At 68.2% G+C, this 18,696-nt stretch carries 15 protein-coding genes and 1 tRNA gene; 9 read left to right on the forward strand and 7 right to left on the reverse strand.

Translation table 11 applies throughout. The features are described 5' to 3' along the window. Positions 1-216: 216 nt before the first annotated feature. Positions 217-633 carry a CsbD family protein gene (locus AC6EUL_RS07325; RefSeq protein WP_499869674.1) on the forward strand — a complete coding sequence of 139 codons (417 nt, stop codon included), beginning with the start codon at positions 217-219 and terminating at the stop codon, positions 631-633. A 205-nt stretch (positions 634-838) separates the two neighbouring features. After that, on the forward strand, positions 839-1,327 hold the full coding sequence (locus AC6EUL_RS07330) for a YidB family protein (RefSeq protein ID WP_499869676.1): 489 nt from the start codon (positions 839-841) through the stop codon (positions 1,325-1,327). Between the two features lie 96 nt (positions 1,328-1,423). Here AC6EUL_RS07330 and AC6EUL_RS07335 read toward each other — a convergent pair whose 3' ends face one another. Both AC6EUL_RS07335 and AC6EUL_RS07340 read right to left on the reverse strand, forming a co-directional pair. After that, a complete protein-coding gene (locus AC6EUL_RS07335) occupies positions 1,424-4,237 on the reverse strand; it encodes a hybrid sensor histidine kinase/response regulator (protein ID WP_499869802.1) in 2,814 nt (937 codons plus the stop codon). A gap of 426 nt (positions 4,238-4,663) precedes the next feature. Then, the gene (locus AC6EUL_RS07340; protein ID WP_056217871.1) at positions 4,664-5,572 is read right to left on the reverse strand and encodes a LysR family transcriptional regulator; all 909 of its coding nucleotides are present in this window, start codon (positions 5,570-5,572) and stop codon (positions 4,664-4,666) included. A 90-nt stretch (positions 5,573-5,662) separates the two neighbouring features. Between AC6EUL_RS07340 and AC6EUL_RS07345 the strand changes: the two genes are divergently transcribed. Next, positions 5,663-6,106 carry a PACE efflux transporter gene (locus AC6EUL_RS07345; RefSeq protein WP_499869677.1) on the forward strand — a complete coding sequence of 148 codons (444 nt, stop codon included), beginning with the start codon at positions 5,663-5,665 and terminating at the stop codon, positions 6,104-6,106. Positions 6,107-6,299: 193 nt separating this feature from the next. Here the strand turns inward: AC6EUL_RS07345 and AC6EUL_RS07350 are convergent, their stop codons facing one another. Then, on the reverse strand, positions 6,300-6,701 hold the full coding sequence (locus AC6EUL_RS07350; RefSeq protein ID WP_499869679.1) for a PRC-barrel domain-containing protein: 402 nt from the start codon (positions 6,699-6,701) through the stop codon (positions 6,300-6,302). A gap of 767 nt (positions 6,702-7,468) precedes the next feature. Here AC6EUL_RS07350 and katG point away from each other — a divergent pair. The 3 genes from katG (at position 7,469) to AC6EUL_RS07365 (ending at position 11,296) form a co-directional block, all read left to right on the forward strand. Further along, positions 7,469-9,718 (forward strand): catalase/peroxidase HPI, encoded by a 2,250-nt coding sequence (gene katG / locus AC6EUL_RS07355; RefSeq protein ID WP_499869806.1) that lies wholly within the window; start codon positions 7,469-7,471, stop codon positions 9,716-9,718. Positions 9,719-9,927: 209 nt separating this feature from the next. Continuing rightward, entirely contained in the window at positions 9,928-10,623 is a 696-nt protein-coding gene (locus tag AC6EUL_RS07360; protein WP_056271196.1) for a VIT1/CCC1 transporter family protein, read from the forward strand. A 391-nt stretch (positions 10,624-11,014) separates the two neighbouring features. After that, entirely contained in the window at positions 11,015-11,296 is a 282-nt protein-coding gene (locus AC6EUL_RS07365; protein ID WP_056271201.1) for a hypothetical protein, read from the forward strand. Positions 11,297-11,589: 293 nt separating this feature from the next. On the opposite strand, the gene AC6EUL_RS07370 is transcribed toward AC6EUL_RS07365, so the two are convergent. The 4 genes from AC6EUL_RS07370 to AC6EUL_RS07385 all read right to left on the reverse strand — a co-directional run bounded on the left by AC6EUL_RS07370 (position 11,590) and on the right by AC6EUL_RS07385 (position 14,823). After that, a tRNA-Ile gene (locus AC6EUL_RS07370) sits at positions 11,590-11,665 on the reverse strand. Positions 11,666-11,799: 134 nt separating this feature from the next. Continuing rightward, the gene (locus AC6EUL_RS07375; protein WP_499869682.1) at positions 11,800-13,167 is read right to left on the reverse strand and encodes a tyrosine-type recombinase/integrase; all 1,368 of its coding nucleotides are present in this window, start codon (positions 13,165-13,167) and stop codon (positions 11,800-11,802) included. Positions 13,168-13,558: 391 nt separating this feature from the next. Next, the gene (locus AC6EUL_RS07380; protein WP_103711550.1) at positions 13,559-14,020 is read right to left on the reverse strand and encodes a hypothetical protein; all 462 of its coding nucleotides are present in this window, start codon (positions 14,018-14,020) and stop codon (positions 13,559-13,561) included. Then, complete coding sequence (locus AC6EUL_RS07385) at positions 14,020-14,823, reverse strand: hypothetical protein (protein WP_181017408.1); 804 nt, start codon at positions 14,821-14,823, stop codon at positions 14,020-14,022. Before AC6EUL_RS07385 ends, AC6EUL_RS07380 begins: the two co-directional genes overlap by 1 nt. Positions 14,824-15,521: 698 nt before the next feature. Here AC6EUL_RS07385 and AC6EUL_RS07390 point away from each other — a divergent pair. The 3 genes from AC6EUL_RS07390 (at position 15,522) to AC6EUL_RS07400 (ending at position 18,474) form a co-directional block, all read left to right on the forward strand. Continuing rightward, positions 15,522-16,412, forward strand: coding sequence for a hypothetical protein (locus tag AC6EUL_RS07390; protein ID WP_103711553.1), 891 nt, complete (start codon positions 15,522-15,524; stop codon positions 16,410-16,412). 2 nt (positions 16,413-16,414) lie between these two features. Continuing rightward, positions 16,415-17,629 (forward strand): hypothetical protein, encoded by a 1,215-nt coding sequence (locus AC6EUL_RS07395; RefSeq protein ID WP_103711554.1) that lies wholly within the window; start codon positions 16,415-16,417, stop codon positions 17,627-17,629. 353 nt (positions 17,630-17,982) lie between these two features. Beyond that, positions 17,983-18,474, forward strand: a complete 492-nt coding sequence (locus AC6EUL_RS07400) for a hypothetical protein (protein ID WP_103711555.1) — start codon at positions 17,983-17,985, stop codon at positions 18,472-18,474. The last annotated feature ends 222 nt before the right edge of the window (positions 18,475-18,696 follow it).

An 18,696-nucleotide genomic window follows, 5' to 3' on the forward strand; every position in this document is an offset into this window, starting at 1 on the left:
GAAGCCGCGGCCGTCGCCGCCAAGTCCGCCGCCACCCAGGGCGCCTTCTACGGCGCGCTCGCCCTCATCCTGGGCGCCCTCGCTGGCTTCCTCGGTGGCCGCCTCGGCGCTCCCAAGGCCGCCACCGTCGTGGCCGGTTACGACGCCCGCCGCGTCTGAGCCCATCCCGGCCGGTCCCCGCGACCGGCCGGATCCCCGAACAGCAGGAGACCTGCCATGAACGGCGATCATTTCCGCGGCGCCTCGCGCCATCTCAAGGGCCGTGCCCAGACCGTGGTCGGCGGCCTCACCGGTGACCCGGCGCGCCAGGTGCGCGGCGCCGTGAACCAGGTGGCCGGCGGCGCCCAGTACGCCTACGGCCGCGCCCGCGACCGGGCCGAGGATCTCGTCGATGACGGCCGCCACCTCGCCCACGAAGTACGCGACCGCGCCGGCCACTGGATCGAGGAAGGCCGCGACCGCGCCGATCACCTGATCGACGAGGGCCGCGCCTTCACCCGTCACGCCCGCAAGCGCGGATCGACCTACGGCCGACGGGCCGTGCGCTACGCCGACGACAACCGCGCCTCCGCGCTCCTTGGCCTCGCCGCCGTCGCCTTCGCGGTCGGGTGGTTCGCCCGGCCCCGGCGTTGATCCGCAAGCCGATTCCCGGGCTTGGCTTGCCGGACGCGAAAGGCTCCGGGAAGCCGCCCTGGAACGGAGCGTGGGATCCGTCGGTGCCCCATCCCCGTTCTCTAACCTACGCGCGCCGCCTCGGCCGATCGCGATCCTGCCGACAGGCGAGCGATCACCCTCGGATCGTACCGTTTCTCCCAGACCTCGGACCACAGGATCGACGATGAGCAAGGGCTACCCCTCGATGACCGCGCTGCTGGGCCTTCTGGCCGTGGCCGGCTACCAGAACCGCGACAAGCTCGCCGAGCTGCTGAAGGGCCACGAGCCCACCGCACCCCAACGCACCGTCCCACCGATCCCGAACACAGCCTCCACCGGCACGGCCACCGGCAGCGGCGGCCTCGGCAATCTAGCCGGGCTTCTGGGCGGCGTCGGCACCGCCGGGGTCGGCGGCCTGATCGCCAGCGGCCTGAGCGAGCTCGTCGACCACTTCACCAAGGGCGGCCACGGCGAGACCGCGAACTCCTGGGTCAGCCATGGCCCCAACCGCGACATCCCCGAGGCGGATCTCGAGCGGGCCATCGGCTCGGACACCCTCGACCACCTCACCCAGCAGACCGGCCTGAGCCGCGGCGCGCTCCTCTCCCGGCTCTCGCGCGAGCTGCCCTCGGCCATCGACCGCTACGCCGCCGACGGCCGTCGCCCGGCCTGAGGTCCAGCAGGGATACGGCCGGCGTCGCCCGAGGGCGCCGGTCGCCCCATCGGTGCGGGGTGGGGCGAGGATCGGTGTGCCGGTTCCTCCGCCGGGTCAGCTGTCGGCGCGGCCTTTCGCACCCTTGCCCCGGCTCGGCGTCGCAGACCGCCCGCCACCGGTCCGGCGCCTCACCACCTGGCGCAGGATGGCGGAGACCTGATCAGCCGAGTAGGGCTTCTGCAGCAACGCGAATCCATGCGCGCCTTCCTCGGCCAGCACGTGGCTGTAGCCGGAGGCCAGGACCACGGGCAGGTGCGGCAGACGCCGCCGCAACAGCTTGGCGAGCTCTATCCCGCCCATGCCCGGCATGACCACGTCGGAGAACACAACGTCGAAACCGCCGCCATCCGGCCCGATGCGGTCCAACGCCTCCTCCGCGTTGGCCGCCCAGGTCGTCGCGTAGCCGAGGTCCTGCAGGATCTGGGTCGCGAACCGCCCGACCTCGATATTGTCCTCGACCACCAGGACGCGCTGGCCGGCGCCGCCCGGCTCCAGAGCCGCCGTTTCGGAACCGTCCTCGGCCACGACGAAGTCCATCTCCGCCTCGGGCAGGTAGAGTGTGAACGTCGTGCCCCGGCCCGGCTCGCTCGCGACGGCCACGTCGCCACCCGACTGCTTGGCGAAGCCGAACACCTGGGACAAGCCGAGGCCCGTACCCTTACCGACCGCCTTCGTGGTGAAGAACGGCTCGAAGATCCGGGTGAGGACGTCGGCGGCGATGCCCGTGCCCGTGTCGGTGAGCGAGACCGCTGCGAAGGGCCCGGGGGCCCCGGCATGGCCGCGAATAGACGGGAGCGGCACGCCGCAATCCAGCCGCAGGGTCAGGGTTCCTTCGCCCTCCATCGCGTCCCGGGCGTTGACCGCCATGTTCACGAGGGCGGTCTCGAACTGACTGACGTCCACCCGCACGCAGCAGGGATGGTCGGGCAGCTCCGTCCGGACCGCGATGCGCGCCCCCGTCACGGTATCGAGCAGGTCCGCGACGCTGCGCAGCCGGCTGCCGACGTCCACCGTCTCCGGCTTCAGGGTCTGGCGCCGCGCGAAGGCGAGGAGCTGTCCCGTCAGCTTGGCCGCTCGGTCCACCGTGTCGGATACTGCGTTGAGGTAGCGGGCCCTGCGCGCCTCCGCGAGATCCGGCCGGCGCAGGAAGTCGACCGAGGACCGGATGATGGTCAGCAGGTTGTTGAAATCGTGCGCGACCCCTCCGGTCAATTGCCCGATTGCCTCCAGCTTCTGGGACTGGCGCAAGGCTTCCTCGGCCTGCTGCAGCGCCTGGCCCTGGGTCTTCTCCGCGGTGACGTCCCGCCCATAGGCGTAGACGAGCCCCCCCTCCACGGAGGTCCGCCAAGAGATCCAGCGCGCGGTGCCGTCCGCGTGGCGGTAGCGATTCTCGAAGTTGTTGAGGTGGTCGGCAGCCGCGGTCTGAGACAAAGCCGCCTCGGTAAAGACCGCATCCTCCGGCCAGACGAACGCCAGGAAGCTGCGCCCGACCACGTCCGACGGATGCTGGCCCAGGATCGCCTCCCAGGCCGGGTTCACCGCCCAGAAGACACCGTCGGACCCGATGACGACGAGGAGGTCGCGCGAGTTGCGCCAGACCCGGTCGCGCTCGGCAGTGCGTTCGGCGACCCGCTGCTCCAGGGCCTCGTTGAAGCCGACGAGTTCGGCCATCACCCGCTTCTGGTCGTCGATGTCGGTGCTGGTGCCGACCCAGCGCAGGACGGTGCCGTCGCCGGCCAGCACCGGCTGCGCCCGCGCCAGGAACCAGCGATAGGCCCTGTCCCCGCGCCGGAGACGATATTCGCACTGGTATTCCGACAGAGAGGCGACGGTCTCGCCCCATCGCTTGGCCACGCGGGCCTGGTCGTCTGGATGGATGATGGCGAGCCATCCCGCCGCGTCGAGGGTTCCGGGCCGCAACGCGCTGTAGGCGACCCGCTCGTTGAACCAGTCGGCGGCGCCGGCCGCATCGGTGGTCCAGACGAGGTTGGGCAGCACCTGCGACAGGACGCGAAACTGCTCTTCGCTGGCGCGCAGGGCCTCCTCGGACCGCTTGCGGGCGGTGATCTCGAGGGCGGTCCCGAGCACGCGCACGCAGCGGTCGCCCTCGAAGAGGCCGCGCCCCTTGGCGGCGACCCAGCGGACCAGTCCGTCCGCCTGGCCCACGGTCCGGTACTCGACATCGTAGACGGCGCGGCGCGCAGGATCGAGCGCAGCGGTGAAGGCCGCCATCGTCGCCTCGCGGTCGTCGGGATGCAGGCCGGCGAGAAACTCCGCGCCCGAGACCGGGGCGTCGGACGACATGCCGAACATCGCCTTCACCCGCTGCGGCCAGAAGGCCGTGTCGTTCACGACGTCCACGTCCCAGAAGCCGATGTGGGAAGCCTCGCTCGCAAGGCGCAGGCGCGCTTCCGTCTCGCCGAGGTCCGCCTGCGCCGCGATCTGCGCCGTCGTCTCGGCGCAGGCGCAGAACACACCGACGACCCTGTCCGCGTCGTCCCGCAGGGGCGAGTAGGAGACCGTGAAGGACGCCGACTCCGCGTCGCCGCCCCGCTCGATCACGAACGGCATGTTCTCGGACAAGGTCGCTTCGCCGGCGAGGGCGCGCGCGACCATGGGCTCAACCTCGCTCCACACACCCGAAAAGACCTCGCGAAAAGACCGGCCGAGGGCGGCCGGATGCCGGAGCCCGAGAATCTCGGCAAAGGCGTCGTTGTAGAGGACGGCAAGTTCGGTCCCGACGGCCGCGAACATCGGAAAGCGCGAGCCCAGCATCAGGCTCACGGTCGCGCGCAGACCGGCCGGCCAGGTCTCCTGTCGTCCGAGGGAGGAACCGGACCAGTCGTGCGTGCGCAGCCTCGCCGCCATCTCGCCGCCCCCGGCGAGACAGGCCGGTGCCGCCTCGGGCCCTGCGGCGGGCCCGTCCTCCTCCGATCCGCCCTGCACGACCCACACCTCTCCGCGACGCCTTTGCCCACCCGCTTCCGAAGAGTCCTCCGCGCGCCGTGCCGCAGGCACCGCTGGACGGCACCGGTCCGCGCGCGACGAACGCTTGCCGGCCTACGCGGCGATGGAAACGGCGCGCCACCGCTTCGGGGGCTCTTCATGCCAGGTTTCGTCCTGCGTATCCGGCACGTCGTCGTCGCACCGCCCCGTACGCACAAGCGGGTTCGCGACGCGGCGTCCGCCAGGGATCAACGCGCGAGACCGGTCGGACGGCTATGCCGCTCACCCGGATCGGCATGCCCCGGTGGCGGGTCCGCAGGACACGAGGGCGCGCCGAAGTTCCCGTCCTCAGGCCGTCCGGCCGACGCCCGACGCGTTGCCGACCCGCTCCGCCGCGAAGCGCTCGCGCAGCCAGGCCGCGGCCGGTCCGCAGGGGCGCTGCTTGTGCCAGACCAGTTCCAGGGCGATGGGCCAGTCGCCCTGATCGAATTGCAGATCCGGCGTGACGAGATCGGGCGCCGTCTGCGATGCGGCGATGACGTGGTCCGTGACGAAGGCCCAACCGATCCCGTGCTTGACCATCTCGAGGATGACCCAGTGGCTCTCCACCCACCACACCTCGGCGGCCACCCGCAGGCGGCGCTTTTCGGGCCCGTCGCTGCGCGCGGCGACGAGGATCTGGCGATGCCGTTTCAACTCCTCCCACGCCACCCGCGCCTTCGCCAGGGGATGGTCGCGCCCGCAGACGAGCTTGAGGGGCACCCAGCCGATGGTCTGGAAGCCGAGTTCCGTGGGCAGCACCTCCTGGCGCCACATCACGCCGAGGTCGGCCGCCCCCGATTGCACCATGCGGCTGACATCCTCCATTAGCGGGAAGAGCAGTTCCAGCTCGACGAAGGGGAAGTGCCGCGCGAAGTCCGCGAACAGCGCGCCGAGGGCGTGCTCGGGATAGAGTTCGTCGATGGCGACCACGAGCCGGTTCTCCACCCCCTGCTCCAGACTGCGCGCCACGCCGACGAGGTGCTCGCGCCGCTCGAGCACCACGCGGGCCTCCAGCAACAGCCGCTCGCCTGCCGGGGTCAATACCGGATTGCGGCCCGCTCGGCTGAACAGGACGACACCGAGATCGGCCTCCAGGTTCGCCACCTGGGTGCTGACGGCCGACTGGGCTTTCCGCAGCACGCGGGCCGCGCCCGAGAAAGATCCGGCCTCGGCCGCCGCCACGAATGCCTGAAGTTGATCGAGCGAGACCATGATCCATCCGGTTTTCCGATACGTTCTAACTTGCGGATCGGTGTATGGCAGATAGAAGACGCCGGACCAAAGGGACCGTTTTCGGGAAACATCATGCGCACGACTCGCGATCGCATCCGCCACGCCATCCTGTTCGAGGTGCTGGGGCTCGCCCTGATCATCCCGCTCGGGACGTTGCTGTTCGGGCTGCAGGCCTCGGCCATGGGCGTGATCGGCGTAGGCAGCGCCCTGGCTGCGATGGTGTGGAACTACCTCTACAACCTCGGCTTCGACCGGACGATGCAGCGCGTCGTCGGGCATACCCGCAAGAGCCTCATGCTGCGGGTGGCGCATGCGGTGCTGTTCGAGTCGGGGCTTCTCGTGATCCTGTTGCCGCCGATCGCTTGGTATCTCGGCATCGGCTTCACCGAAGCCTTCTTCATGGATCTCGCGATCGCAGCCTTCTATGTGGCCTACGCCTTCGTCTTCAACCTGGCCTACGACGTGACCTTCCCGGTGAAGACCTGGGGCGACCCGGCGCCGGCGCCGTCTCTCTGAGCGCACCGCCGCCGATGCCCTTCATCGGTTCGGCGGACAGGGGGGGCACCCTGTCCGCCGCATGGAGCCGGGGTCGATCCCGGGCGGAAACCGACGCGCGATTGGTCCGCGGTGGGGAGCGGATGCGGGCCGTTGCACCGCCCTCGGCCGGACCGCGACCCACCTCGCGCGCGAACGCTCCCGCCAAGTGCGCTCAGCGCTTGAACTTGCCGTCGTACTTGAACTCGGGGGCGGCCTTCAGGGCGTCCTTGCTGGCATTCACCGAGGCCTTCCACTTCTTCGCCCCGGCATCGTAGGTCAGCGCCACTGAGGACGGATCGACCACCACGTAGCGTTCGCCCACACCGAGGAAGCCGCCGACGGACATAATGTAGCCGGTGAGCCTGCCCTTCTCGATGACGAGATCCTTGATCTCGCCGACATTGCTGTTGGTGCCGTCGACGACGTTGAGGCCGATGAGGTTGTAGCTCAGCACGGCGTCCTGTGGGACGGGGGCAAACTTCACGGTGGCCGGCGGCGTGGGAGCCTCGTCCTTGGCGAGAACGGGACCAGTCAGCGCCGTAACGGCGGCGAGGGCGAGAACGAGGCGACGCATGGGGAACTCCTGTTTCCCGGAACGGGGACCGGAAATAGCTGGACGCGACGAAGCGTTCCGAATCGCGGATGGGATTTTGTCCTGGAACTGAATCGGATCGGCCGCTCGCCAAAACCCCGGACGCTCCGCTGGGCGGAAAGTGACCCACGCTCGAGCCGAACAGCCCTTCCCGATGTTGGGCGGCGCCGACGAAGCCGCGCCGTCCTGGTCCGGCGGCACGGTCACGACCGTGCAGGCGAGAATGTCCAACCGCCGGCCGGGCCGCAGCGTAAGTATCGGCCACCCTCGGTGAGGCCGCAACACGCCCGTTCCTCCAACGAGGGAACCCGGAGGCCCTCCGCCCCTGGGGTCCGCGTGATTCGCGCGATCATCGAACCTGCCCACGTCAGCACAAACGCTCCGGGCCGATACCGTCCACGGCGTGAACACACGTGAACACTGTGCCGCATCCGGCATCGATCGCGGATCACCGGTCCGACTCTACGGACGGTCCTGATCGGTCCAACGAATTATTGAGCGACTTCTGTCAGCATGAGGGGCCACGCCAAAAGATGAGCCTGAATACACAGACCATCAAATCGCCGTGATAGCGTGTCCGTTCTTTGCAGGCCCGCTATAATTCCTTGGGTTATTGCCTCCAATAGCGCGGAGCGCTCCGGGGGCGTTTCCGGGCAAGCGCTTTTCGAGCAGACGCTCCCGACGACGAGGAAGAGGACGCCGCGTTGACCATCGCCGATTCCAAAAATTTGAACACCAAGACCTTCGAAATGCAGGGGAAATGCCCCTTCGGCGGCGACCGGATCGGCGGCGCCCTGGGCAGTCCGCCGACGCTCTCGGATTGGTATCCCAACCGTCTGAAGGTCGAGCTCCTTCATCAGAACGGCCCGCAGGCCAATCCCCTGGGCGAGGACTTCGATTACAAGGCGGCGTTCGAGGCACTGGATCTCGATGCGGTGAAGCAGGACATCAAGGCCTTCCTCACGACATCCGTCGCGTGGTGGCCGTCCGACTACGGCAATTACGGCCCGCAGATGATCCGCATGGCCTGGCATGCGGCGGGCACCTACCGGATCGCGGACGGTCGAGGCGGAGCCGGCGAGGCGCTCCAGCGCTTCGCGCCGATCAACAGCTGGTGGGACAACGGCAACACCGACAAGTCTCGGCGCCTGATCTGGCCGATCAAGCAGAAGTACGGAAGCGCCCTGTCGTGGGGCGACCTGATGGTCCTGACCGGCAATTGCGCCCTGGAGATCATGGGCTTCCCGACCTACGGCTTTGCCGGCGGACGTCAGGACGCGTGGGAAGCCGACAACGCGACCTACTGGGGACCCGAGATCTGGGACCCGAACGACGTCGCGTCGTTCGACAGCATGGTGAGCCGCGACAAGCGCTGGCGTGGCCAGAACGGCGATACGGATTACGATCTCGAAAATCCGTTGGCCGCGTCGCACCAGGCGCTGATCTACGTCAATCCCGAAGGCCCCTACGCGAACGGAGACCCGATGGGGTCCGCGCGCGACATCCGCACGACCTTCACCCGCATGGCGATGAACGACGAGGAGACCGTGGCGCTGATCGCCGGCGGCCATGCCTTCGGGAAGAGCCACGGAATGGTGTCGGCCGATCAGGTCGGCCCACCGCCGGAAATTGCTCCGATGGAGGCGATGGGCCTGGGCTGGCACAACCCCAAGGGCACGGGTTTCGCCCAGTACACGATGACCAACGGCATCGAGGGCAGCTGGACGCCGAACCCGACCCAGTGGGACAACGCCTACTTGGAGAACCTCTTCAAGTTCGAATGGGTGCAGACCAAGAGTCCGGCCGGTGCGTCGCAATGGACGCCGGCCGATCCGGACGCGCCCAAGACCCCGGACGCGCATGTGCCGGGCCAGATGCATGGTCTGATGATGATGACCAGCGACATCGCCCTGAAGGTCGACCCGGACTACCGCAAGGTGTGCGAGAAGTTTCTCAATGACTTCGATGCGTTCACCCTGGCCTTCTCGAAGGCTTGGTACAAGCTGACCCACCGCGACATGGGTCCGAAGGAGCGCTACCTCGGCCCCGAGGTCAAGATCGAGGACGATCTGCTTTGGCAGGATCCGATCCCGCCCCGCGATCACGACCTCATCGACGACGGCGACATCGCCGCGCTGAAGCGTGAGATCCTGGCGACGGGCCTGTCGGTCTCCGATCTCGCGTTCACGGCCTTCTCGGCGGCATCGACCTATCGCGACAGCGACAAGCGCGGCGGCGCCAATGGCGGTCGGCTGGCGCTCGCCCCGCAGAAGGATTGGTCGATCAACCGTCGGACCGTGCCGGTGGTGGCCGCCCTGCGGCAGATCGCCGACGCCTTCAACGGGCATCAGGCCGGCAAGCGGGTGTCGCTGGCCGATCTCATCGTGCTCGGCGGATGTGCCGCCGTCGAGAAGGCGCTCGCCGACGGTGGCCACCCCGCGACGGTGCCGTTCACGCCGGGTCGCGTCGACACCCGGCAGGAGCTGACCGATATCGAGATGTTCACGTGGCTCAAGCCCGTCGTCGACGGCTTCCGCAACTACGTGGCGGAGGACTTCGCGGCGGTCGCACCGCGCGTCTCGCCCGAGGAGCTCTTCCTGGACAAGGCGTACCTGCTGTCCCTCACGGCCCCCGAATGGGTGGCCCTGGTGGGCGGCCTCCGGGCCCTCGGAGCCAATCACGACGGCTCGCGGCACGGCATCTTCACCGATCGGGTCGGCGTGCTGTCGAACGACTTCTTCGCGAACCTGACGAGCGTCGATCTCGAATGGCGCAAGACCGACCCGAAGGGCATGACCTTCGAGCTGGTCGACCGGGCGAGCGGAGCGGCGAAGTTCACCGCGACGCGCTGCGACTTGGTGTTCGGGTCGAACGCGCAGCTCCGCTCCGTCGCCGAGGTCTATGCGGGCAGCGACGGCGAGGCACGGTTCACGAAGGATTTCGTGAAGGTCTGGGACAAGGTGATGATGCTCGACCGCTACGACGTCCGGACGCGGTAACCCGCCCCCCCGGCGTCTCGTGAGGGGAGGAGGGGCCGGGACATCCCCGTACGGATGTCCCGGCCCCGGCCGCCGTCACGACCGCAAGGTGGACTCCCCGGACCCTCTCGGCTCGCGAACCCATCGCACGGGCGCTGGCACGACGGCATTCTGCGTCGTATCCTGCCGCGCGCGCACCGCGCCAACCCGACCCGGAGGCACTGACTGCCATGCGCCGGTCCCATGCCGAGAGCCACCTGATCGACCGGATCGGCTGGCTCCGCGCCGCGGTCCTCGGTGCCAATGACGGGCTCGTCTCCACCGCGAGCCTGATCGTCGGCGTGGCGGCCTCCACGGCCGCCACCGGCGAGATCCTGGTCGCCGGCACGGCCGGGCTGGTCGCTGGCGCGATGTCGATGGCGGCCGGCGAGTACGTCTCGGTCAGCTCCCAGTCCGACACCGAGCAGGCCGATCTCAGCCGTGAGCGCCGCGAGCTGGAGCAGGACCCTGCGGCCGAGCGCGCGGAACTGGCGGCGATCTACGTCGGCCGCGGCGTCGACCACGAACTCGCGCTGAAGGTGGCCGACCAGCTCATGGCCAAGGACGCGCTGGGCGCCCATGCCCGGGACGAGCTCGGCATCTCGGAGTTCACGACGGCGCGCCCGATCCAGGCCGCGCTGACCTCGGCGGCGACCTTCTCGGCCGGGGCGGCACTGCCGCTGCTCGTGGCTGCGATCTCGCCGGCGAACCTCGTGGTCACCCTCGTCTCCGCCGCCTCACTGATGTTCCTCGCCGTTCTCGGGGCGCTCGGCGCGAAGGTCGGCGGCGCGAAGGTCCTGCGGGCGACGGCCCGCGTGGCGTTCTGGGGCGCCCTGGCGATGGCCGTCACGGCCGGCATCGGTCACCTCGTCGGCAAGGCCGTCTGATCGGCCATCGGCTTGAACCGGCCCCTGATCCGGCGACGAAAGATCGACCGCAGGGCGTCGCTGCCAGGACCGGTTTCGGTGTCGGAAACGCCGATGCGATTCGCCCGCTTCCAGCTCCAGCCGGACTCCGACGTCACGCGGACCATCGAGGCGGCCTGCCGCGCCGCCGGCATCGCGAACGGACCGATTTCCTCCAGGGGTCGCCAGCCTGCCCACCCCGCAAGCCGGGGGGACGTCCGGCCGGCGTTCACCGAGAGAAATTTCCTCTCTCGAGGCGGAGGTGGAGAACGACGGACTGCGCGGAACGGTATGCGAAACTGAGCCGTTCCCTGAGCCCGGCCGGCGTCAGCCCCGATGCCGCGCCGGCAAAAACCCCCCTGTGAGGACGCCCATGAGGAAGTCTCTGTTCGCCGCCGCCATCCTGGCAACCCTGGGCGCCATCGCGGCCGCCCCGGCCTCTGCCGCCCCCGGCGTGATCGGAGCGGTCGACGCGCCGACCGCCGTCACCGAGGTCCGGATGGACGGCATGCATGGCCATCGCGGCCATGGTCGCATGATGGGTCACCACCACATGCGCGGCCACATGATGCGTCACCACCACCGCCATCACCGGATGGGCCACCGTCACCATCGCGGCCACATGATGGGACACCACCGCGGCCACCGGATGTAAGCGAGCCCCCTGCGGATTCCGATCGATCTGGATATGAGCGCGGACGAGAGGGTCACGGCACGCGACTGCGTGGGTGACGCTCTCGTCTCCGACGGCGGAAATGAAGCTCCCCCGGTGCTTGTTGCGCCCGTGATGCCGGGTCGGCGCTCGATGAACCGTTAAGACAGACAGCCTTGGCGGGCAAACTGGCCAATCCCAGCCTCGATCCCGACAGCTGGGCAGCCCGTGATCCGAAGGACCCGGATCGCCGGTGCCGCACCGACCCCAGTGGGGGAGGTTTTTAACGGGAGAGGTGGTGGGCCCGGCAGGACTCGAACCTGCAACCAGACCGTTATGAGCGGTCGGCTCTAACCATTGAGCTACAGGCCCCACGCCCATTTCCGTAGAGGGAAACGCCCTAGTCCGTCCAGCCCCGTCGAGGGCCATTCCCCCCGATTTCCGCCCGTTTCCGCCCACTCCGGTCCCGCATCGGTCCCGCGTTCCCGGCGCGTTCGGGACCCGTTCTAAGCCGCCCGCCCGATCCTGGCGACGTTCTCCCGCGACCGCAGCGACCGCAGCGGCAGGCCGAGCCGGGCGAGCCTCTCGACCTGCCGGGCGTGGGCGCCCTCCACGTCGTGGTCCTTGTGGTAGTGGAGCGAGAAGATGTCGTGCAGGCCCGGTGCGGCGCGCGCCTTCGCCCGGCCGCCGGCGATGCCCGCCTGGTAGTCCTGGGCATGGTGACCGTAGACGCGCTGGAGCATCGCCTCGGTCATGCCGAGGTAGTGCGCCGCGCCCCATGCGTTCGCCCCGCGCTGCATCAGCCATGTCGCGCAGGTGTGCCGGAGGACGTGCGGCGTGACGTCCGGACCGAGGCCGGCGTTGCGGGCGGCGGTGGCGAATCCCTTGTTGACCTCCTTAACCGGCTGGTTGCGCCACTCGACGACGAACTCGGGCATCGTCCCGTCCGGGCGCGGGATGGAGGCCCATCGGCGGATGTGGGCGACGAGCCTGTCCGGGAGGCGGACGGGGGGCTGGCGCTTCTTCGTCTCCGCGGCCCCGATGGCGCGCCGGTGGAACACGCCGCGCTTCAGGTCTATCCACCCGTGTCCCGGTGTCGGTTGGAACGCCGCGCCGCAGATCGCCGCCGCGCGGGTTCCGGTGTAGATCCCCACGAGCGTGAAGCGGGCGAGGTGCCTGTGGGACATCTTGCCCGTGGGCAGGACCTCCCCGGCGGCGGCGCCCCGGTGCCGGCGCTGCATCTCGCGATAGCGCCACGCCGTCCAGATCATCTGAGCCGCCTCGACGCGCTCCAAGTACCGATCCTTAGACGCCCCCTTGTCCGGCAAGGGGACCTCGATGACCTGCCGACAGTAGCCCTCATGGCGGTGATAGTTCACGGCCGCCCGCAGGTCCTCAAGCTCGCGCCGGACGCCCTGCTCGGAAACCATGCGGGGGGGCACGCCGGTGACGTCCGGCCTTGCGGACTTCCACGCCTGGCCGCAGCGCCACTTCGTGTAGGCCCGGCAGGACCGGCCATTGATCTCCGCGAGGGCCTTGCCCTCCCACCACTCCCCGAGTTGGAGGAGGCGCTGCATGGTCTTGTCGGCGCGGGCGTGCTTGGCCGCCTTGTCGGCGGCGTAGATCGCCAGGACGTCGGTGACGAGGATGTGGCGCGGGTCCTGGTCCTGGTCACGGCCGGGCTGGTGCTTGGCCGCGATGTACTCGGCTAGCTGGACCTCGGCGCCCGCGCGATCCGCCTGAGCGCATCCAGTGACGATGCGGACGCCGCCGTCGTCCTTGATGACCCAGACGGCGGCTTTGCCTGTCCTTGTTTTGCTGGGCTTCTCGGCCGGCTTGAGCCAGAGCCTCGGTCCTTGTCTGCGTGCCGGCATCGTTCGCGCCACTCCTGGATGATCCTTCGAGTGACCACGATCCGCCGCCCGTGCCGCTCCGGCCGGAGATCGCCCCGGTCAATGGCCTCGCGCATCTGGCGCACGGTGAGCGCCGGCCACCAGCCAGTCCCCTCGATTCCCCGCACGTGCCAGGGGACGAGGAGCTCGGGCAGCCACACGGCCGTCTCGACGTCGAGCGGCGTATCGTCGAGGGCCGCCGCGGCGGTTGCCTGGCGTCCTTCGAAAATGTCGACGCTGACGAGGAGTTGGAACGCGGTCATGATCTACAGTCCAGGCTCTCGCGGGACCGGTCAACGGCCGACCGCGCACGTTGACCGTCTAGGGTTAATGTCGTGGTCCTGTCGGTCCCGGGACGCCCCGATCAAACGGCCTACGGGACGGCGGCGTCGAGACGCTGGGCGAAGGTCCGAAGCCGTGCGGCGCCTGGCTCCTGCTCGGTGGCCGCCGCCTTGCCCTCGCACCATGCTGCCAGCGCCGCCGGGTCGCACCGAAGCGCAGAGCCGTAACCCTCGTGGGGGCACCCCGTCATCGTCCATGCTCGGACGGTCCAGTACGTCGCCGGCGGGCCGAGGATCTCGGCGATCTCCTGCAGCGGCAGCGACCCAGGCGTCACCGGGTCGATGGGGGCCATGCCGTCGGCGATGGCCCGCGCCCGATCTAGGAGGGCCTCACGCTCGGCATCCGATGAGACGTCGTGCATGTCGCCGAGCGCCTCGATGGCAAAATCCTCGCCGCCGATGCGGAGGGCGTGGACGAGGGTGCGCACGTGGTCTGGCCGGGCGTCCGAGGCGGTCTGCTCGGCGATGGCGGCGTTGGTCTCGGTCCGAGTCATCACAGGTCTCCCAAGGTTGCGAACGCATCGTCGTCGGCGAGGATTTGGGCCTCCAGCGCCTCGGTCTCTTCCTTCCGGACGGCGGCGCGGACTAAGGCATCCCGGCGCTCCTCCCTTACGCGCTCGACCCAGCGCGCCTGCAGGCCCCGGTCCCAGTCCCGGTGCAGATCCACGAGGATGCCCATGGCGTCCCCGATGCGGGGCCACTGCTCCCGGATGTCGGCGGGGACGTACACGCCCCACCCCTCCGGGATGCGTGCGCCGGTGTCGGCGAGGACGATGTCGGCGAGGAGTTGCCGGATTTCCGGCGCGACCTTTTCGGAATGCCGCGCATCAAGCGTCGCGTTCAACTTGGCCTGGGCCCGCAACTTCCTCTCGATGCGTGCCTGCGCCTCCGGCTCCAGGTCCCGGACTTGAACGGCGCGGCCCCCGAGGACGCCGTACCGCATCTCGCGGCTGCGCAGCGTCCATACGGGTGACCCCGCTGGGTCCTGGGTTTCCAGGAGGATGCCGAGGTGTACCCCCCAACCGATCAGGTTGCCGATGAAGTCGAGGGTGAACTCGGTGCTCCATCTCCGGGCGCCTCGGGCGACGTCTATCCCTGCGCGCAGGTCTGCCATGGAGAGGCTCGCGCGGCTGCCGTACAGGTCGAGGAGTGAGCGGTTAGCCTCGAAGGGATACAGGCGCAGACCCTGGCCGTAAGGCCGAGACCGGATCGCGCAATTCAGGATCAAATCGGGCGATGTACCGTAGAGATGCCCATACTCGGGCCGAGATTTGAACTTGTTCCAGCGACGTGCCATCCCAATCCTTCTCTCCAATCGAGTGCCACAACACGATGAGTTTGGCGCGCCCCCAAATCCGCGCGCACGCGGCCTGGTCGGTGACCCCCTCGACGGCCCGGGCCGCGGCGGGCCCGTCACCGGCGATGAGGGCGTCCGCCTGGGCGTCGACGACGCGGGTCTCCTCCCGCCAGTCAGCGAAAGCGATCACTGCCGCGTCCTCGGCTCATCCGTGAGCATGAGTGTTTGATGGGGTGGCGTCCGCTCGTAAGTAACCCTCTTTCTGAACCCGATCGCGTCGAGGACGCTCTCTCCTAGAGCGCGTCGGCCTCGGACGACGTCCGACACATATTGCGGTGATACCCCGGCGCGGCCGGCCCACACCTTCGCGTTCCCACTCTCTTTTATGGCGGCGCGCAGGTGCTCCAACACCTCGCATTCTGTCAGCTCAGCATGCCCGGTCATGTATCGCTCCTGTCGCACCACAGTAAAACGAATCTGCCGATCCGCCTCAGAACATGATGGGAAGTCACCATCCGAACGCAAGAGACATTTTTTCGGCTTGTAAGGCGTGTTCTGGCACGAGAATTGTCCAAGCGTAGTGAACTACTGTTAGGTACGCATCATTTTGCGCTGCATCATGCCGAATTAGTCTTGCAGCCTATTTTGGTCGGGGGGTATTATCTGCTTATCCGCCGACAAGCTGCAGGCTCGACGACATGATCACGCTCGCCCTCCTCCTCCTCGGCCTCGCCATCGTGGCGGCGCAGGCCTACGCCTCGGCCGGGAGGCCGCTCCCGGTCGCCGAGGCGATCCCCCTCTCCGCGCTGGGCTTGACGTGGCGCAGGGAGAAAGACGTCGTGACGAGGCGGGGCCCTCGAAGCCTCTGGTTTGGCCTCGGAGATCCGGCCGCATACCGCCGGGCATTTGAACTGTCGCGCGAGGCGATGGGCGCTGCGGGCTACTCGTGGACGGACGGCATCATTGACGGGCGGGCTGTCGGCCGGACGCCGTGCTGCTGGGCGCCCGTCCCGGCCGACGAGGCGGCCGCCGAGGCCGCTGTCGTCGTCGCCGAGGCCGCCCTCGTGCGCGACGCGGCTGAGGTTGAGGCGCTCGGCATCGAGCACGCGGCCTGCCTCGACAGGCTGCGAGTGAGCCTCGACACGCTGTACTGGGCGTGGCCCCCGAAGAAAAAGGTCATCGCCGAGGCGCTGCTGGCGGCGCCGCTGGGCTCCAACGGTTACCCCACCGCCGAAGTCTCCCAGGTGGCATGGGCCCTCTTCCGGCAAGTCAAGGAATCCGTCGAGAAGGTCCGCGAGCGGCTGGCCCGGGACCCGGCACACGATTGGGTCGCACGGGCGCAGTTGCCCGGCGTCCCGGCGGCCGTCCACGACGCCGTCCGATTGATCACCTCGCACGACGTGGATCGGGCAAGCGTTCAAAATGGCATCGGGTGGGGCAAGAGCCACACGCACACAGGGCACATCTTGGCAGCCCTGCCGGAGCTCTCCGTCATCCAGGCGAGCTCGGCCCTGTCCGCCGTCTGGAGGCACAGGAGGCAAGTACCCGCGCAGTTGCGCCAGGCGTGCTTCGGCTCGGCGGAGGCATAAGCGTGACCCAACTGTTTTTCTGGCACCTGATCGACGCCGCGGGTCCGCACCCGGACTGCATCCGGCCCCCTCACGTGCGCTGGACGGAGACGTGGCGCCCCGGTGACGTCATCCCCCCAGGAATTTCGCCCCCGGTCGACGATGGGGTGCCGTGGCGGCGCTGGGTCCACGGACCAGAGTACGACGGGCAGGTCGCCTCGGATATCTGGGAGGCCGTCTATGCGAGCCTCCCCCTGGAGACCCCTGCGATCCCGTTCCCGTTCTACGGGTTTGTAGAGACGAAGCGGCTCCCGGACGGGGCTGCGTGGGGATGCCTGGAGGCCGTGCATGACGGCGGCCTGTCGTTTGTGATGCTTCGGGATGGGGTCTTGGAGTGGGAGGACACGCCCGGAGCGGGGGCCCTGGAGTATGACGAGGGCACCGGAACTTGGACGCGCCTCCCGGCCAAGGAACGCTGGGACGAGGAGGCACAGGACTGGGTCCCGATAACTCTTGCGCCGGAGATGCCGACGCAGGAGGCCTTCCTGGCCGACCTCCGTGCCCGCCAGGTCGCGGCCCGGGCCGTCGAGATCGACTGCGAGACCGCCCTTGTCGAGGCCGGGCTGGCGACTTGGGACGCTTCCGGCACCCGGGTCGTCATCCGCGATCCGGACGCGCCCGACCTGCCTGTCGCGCTACATCATCCGGTCCGCCTACGCCGAGGCACTATCGCGACGGCGTACAGCTACAGTCTACGGCTGACGACACCGGCATGTGCCGACTTGCCATTCGTCCGGAGGGTCGAGGCCGTCACTGGCCTCCGAGCCCGGGCGAGCGCGGTCACACGCGATTCGGTCGCGCGCAGCATCGCCGTTGATCTTGCGACGGACACGCACTGGGAACGCCTCGACGAACTCCTGCCGCACACGTCCGTCGTGGCGGTCGAGAGGGTCCTGCGGCACCATATCCTGTGGGGGATAATCTCGGCGTCGAACGCCCGCAAAGTCCTGGACGGCACCGGGTGCTGGGAGCCCGAGGGCCGGAACAGGGAGGTGCTCGCCCGGATGAAGGCGGCGGCGGGAGAGGCGCCCGACGAGTTGGTGTCCTCGACGGCATGGACAGCCGTTCATGCCGTCGAGGACGGCTGGGTCGTGCCGGGGAAGGCCGACCGGTCCACCTTCCCGAAGGTGACCAGGCTCGGTCGCGCGCGGTGCTTGTTCGCCGCGACGGAGCCCTGAACGCTACACGACGGAAGGGGCAGACCCCGCGACGGGAACGAAGCGGATCTCCGCATTGAGACCCCGTAAGCGAGGCTGTGTCCTACGCCTACTGACTTGCGAGTGCCTGCGTGGCCGAGGCGCACCCGTCTGTGCGGAGTTTATCTCGCGTCGGGCCGCTTGTAGCGCCAACACATAACTCAAGCGCTTACGCCTCGACATCGCCTTCGGCTTTTCCACAAGCCCAAGTCCATTTCCGCTCGTGCACGACAAAAGTTTGTGTGTCGTGCACATTCGTGTATAGGAGGATGATGGCTGCCAGAAAACGAGCCCGTCCCACTATTTCCCTCACTCTGAACGAAAGAACCCTCACAATGCTCGACGCTTATGCCAGCAAGCATCTCGGCAATCGGAGCGAGGCAGCAGATTGCATCGTCGGCCGATACACCTACCTCACTCAAGAGGCCGATCTTTCGAGCGTCTCGTTTGATGCCTTCGTCATGTTGTGCCAGATCAATGGGGGTCTGATTACGACAAAAATGGTTGAGCCGCGCGGGACTTTACTCGCGGGTGCTTATCAGAAGCTTGCCGATCAGAATGATTTCCGTCGTACCCTTGACGCTAAGCCGCCCGGTTTCTTTCGTGACGACTCTCAAGAAAGTCGATCAGCTTTTATCGACAAGTTAAACATTGAGCGCGAGCATCTCAATTCTGTTGTAAATCTAGTAAAGTCGCTCGATCAAACTCAGAGCATGGCTTTGCTGGAGTACGTTGAGCAAGTGCTGTGCGGAGACGATGACACGCATATCCGTGAGCATTGCGCAAATGTTTACGAGCAAATGCAAATCCGTACACGCGATATTTAAATTCCGCTGGCCGCCTGTTCCCCCACGCTAGACACGCAAAACCGGCAGCGGCGCCACACTCAAGGCCTCCTTGGACAAGGCGAACGGCTTCTTCGAGCAGGCCGTCACCAGCGCATTCGAACACGTCTTCGAGTACCTGGAGCCGCTCAGTTCCCACGCATCCGTCGGTGGCCCAAACGGGGAGGACCGCCACCGGAGCCGCGTGAGACGGGAACCCTGAGG

Source organism: Methylobacterium sp. 001424705 (assembly GCF_059816145.1).

Coding starts and splice junctions, on each gene's coding strand:
- AC6EUL_RS07375 (WP_499869682.1), bottom strand. CDS start 13,167: ATGCCGGCACGCAGACAAGGACCGAGGCTCTGGCTCAAGCCGGCCGAG.
- AC6EUL_RS07380 (WP_103711550.1), bottom strand. CDS start 14,020: ATGACTCGGACCGAGACCAACGCCGCCATCGCCGAGCAGACCGCCTCG.
- AC6EUL_RS07360 (WP_056271196.1), top strand. CDS start 9,928: ATGCGCCGGTCCCATGCCGAGAGCCACCTGATCGACCGGATCGGCTGG.
- AC6EUL_RS07330 (WP_499869676.1), top strand. CDS start 839: ATGAGCAAGGGCTACCCCTCGATGACCGCGCTGCTGGGCCTTCTGGCC.
- AC6EUL_RS07390 (WP_103711553.1), top strand. CDS start 15,522: ATGATCACGCTCGCCCTCCTCCTCCTCGGCCTCGCCATCGTGGCGGCG.
- AC6EUL_RS07400 (WP_103711555.1), top strand. CDS start 17,983: ATGCTCGACGCTTATGCCAGCAAGCATCTCGGCAATCGGAGCGAGGCA.
- AC6EUL_RS07365 (WP_056271201.1), top strand. CDS start 11,015: ATGAGGAAGTCTCTGTTCGCCGCCGCCATCCTGGCAACCCTGGGCGCC.
- AC6EUL_RS07350 (WP_499869679.1), bottom strand. CDS start 6,701: ATGCGTCGCCTCGTTCTCGCCCTCGCCGCCGTTACGGCGCTGACTGGT.
- AC6EUL_RS07345 (WP_499869677.1), top strand. CDS start 5,663: ATGCGCACGACTCGCGATCGCATCCGCCACGCCATCCTGTTCGAGGTG.
- katG (WP_499869806.1), top strand. CDS start 7,469: ATGCAGGGGAAATGCCCCTTCGGCGGCGACCGGATCGGCGGCGCCCTG.
- AC6EUL_RS07335 (WP_499869802.1), bottom strand. CDS start 4,237: ATGGCGGCGAGGCTGCGCACGCACGACTGGTCCGGTTCCTCCCTCGGA.
- AC6EUL_RS07325 (WP_499869674.1), top strand. CDS start 217: ATGAACGGCGATCATTTCCGCGGCGCCTCGCGCCATCTCAAGGGCCGT.
- AC6EUL_RS07385 (WP_181017408.1), bottom strand. CDS start 14,823: ATGGCACGTCGCTGGAACAAGTTCAAATCTCGGCCCGAGTATGGGCAT.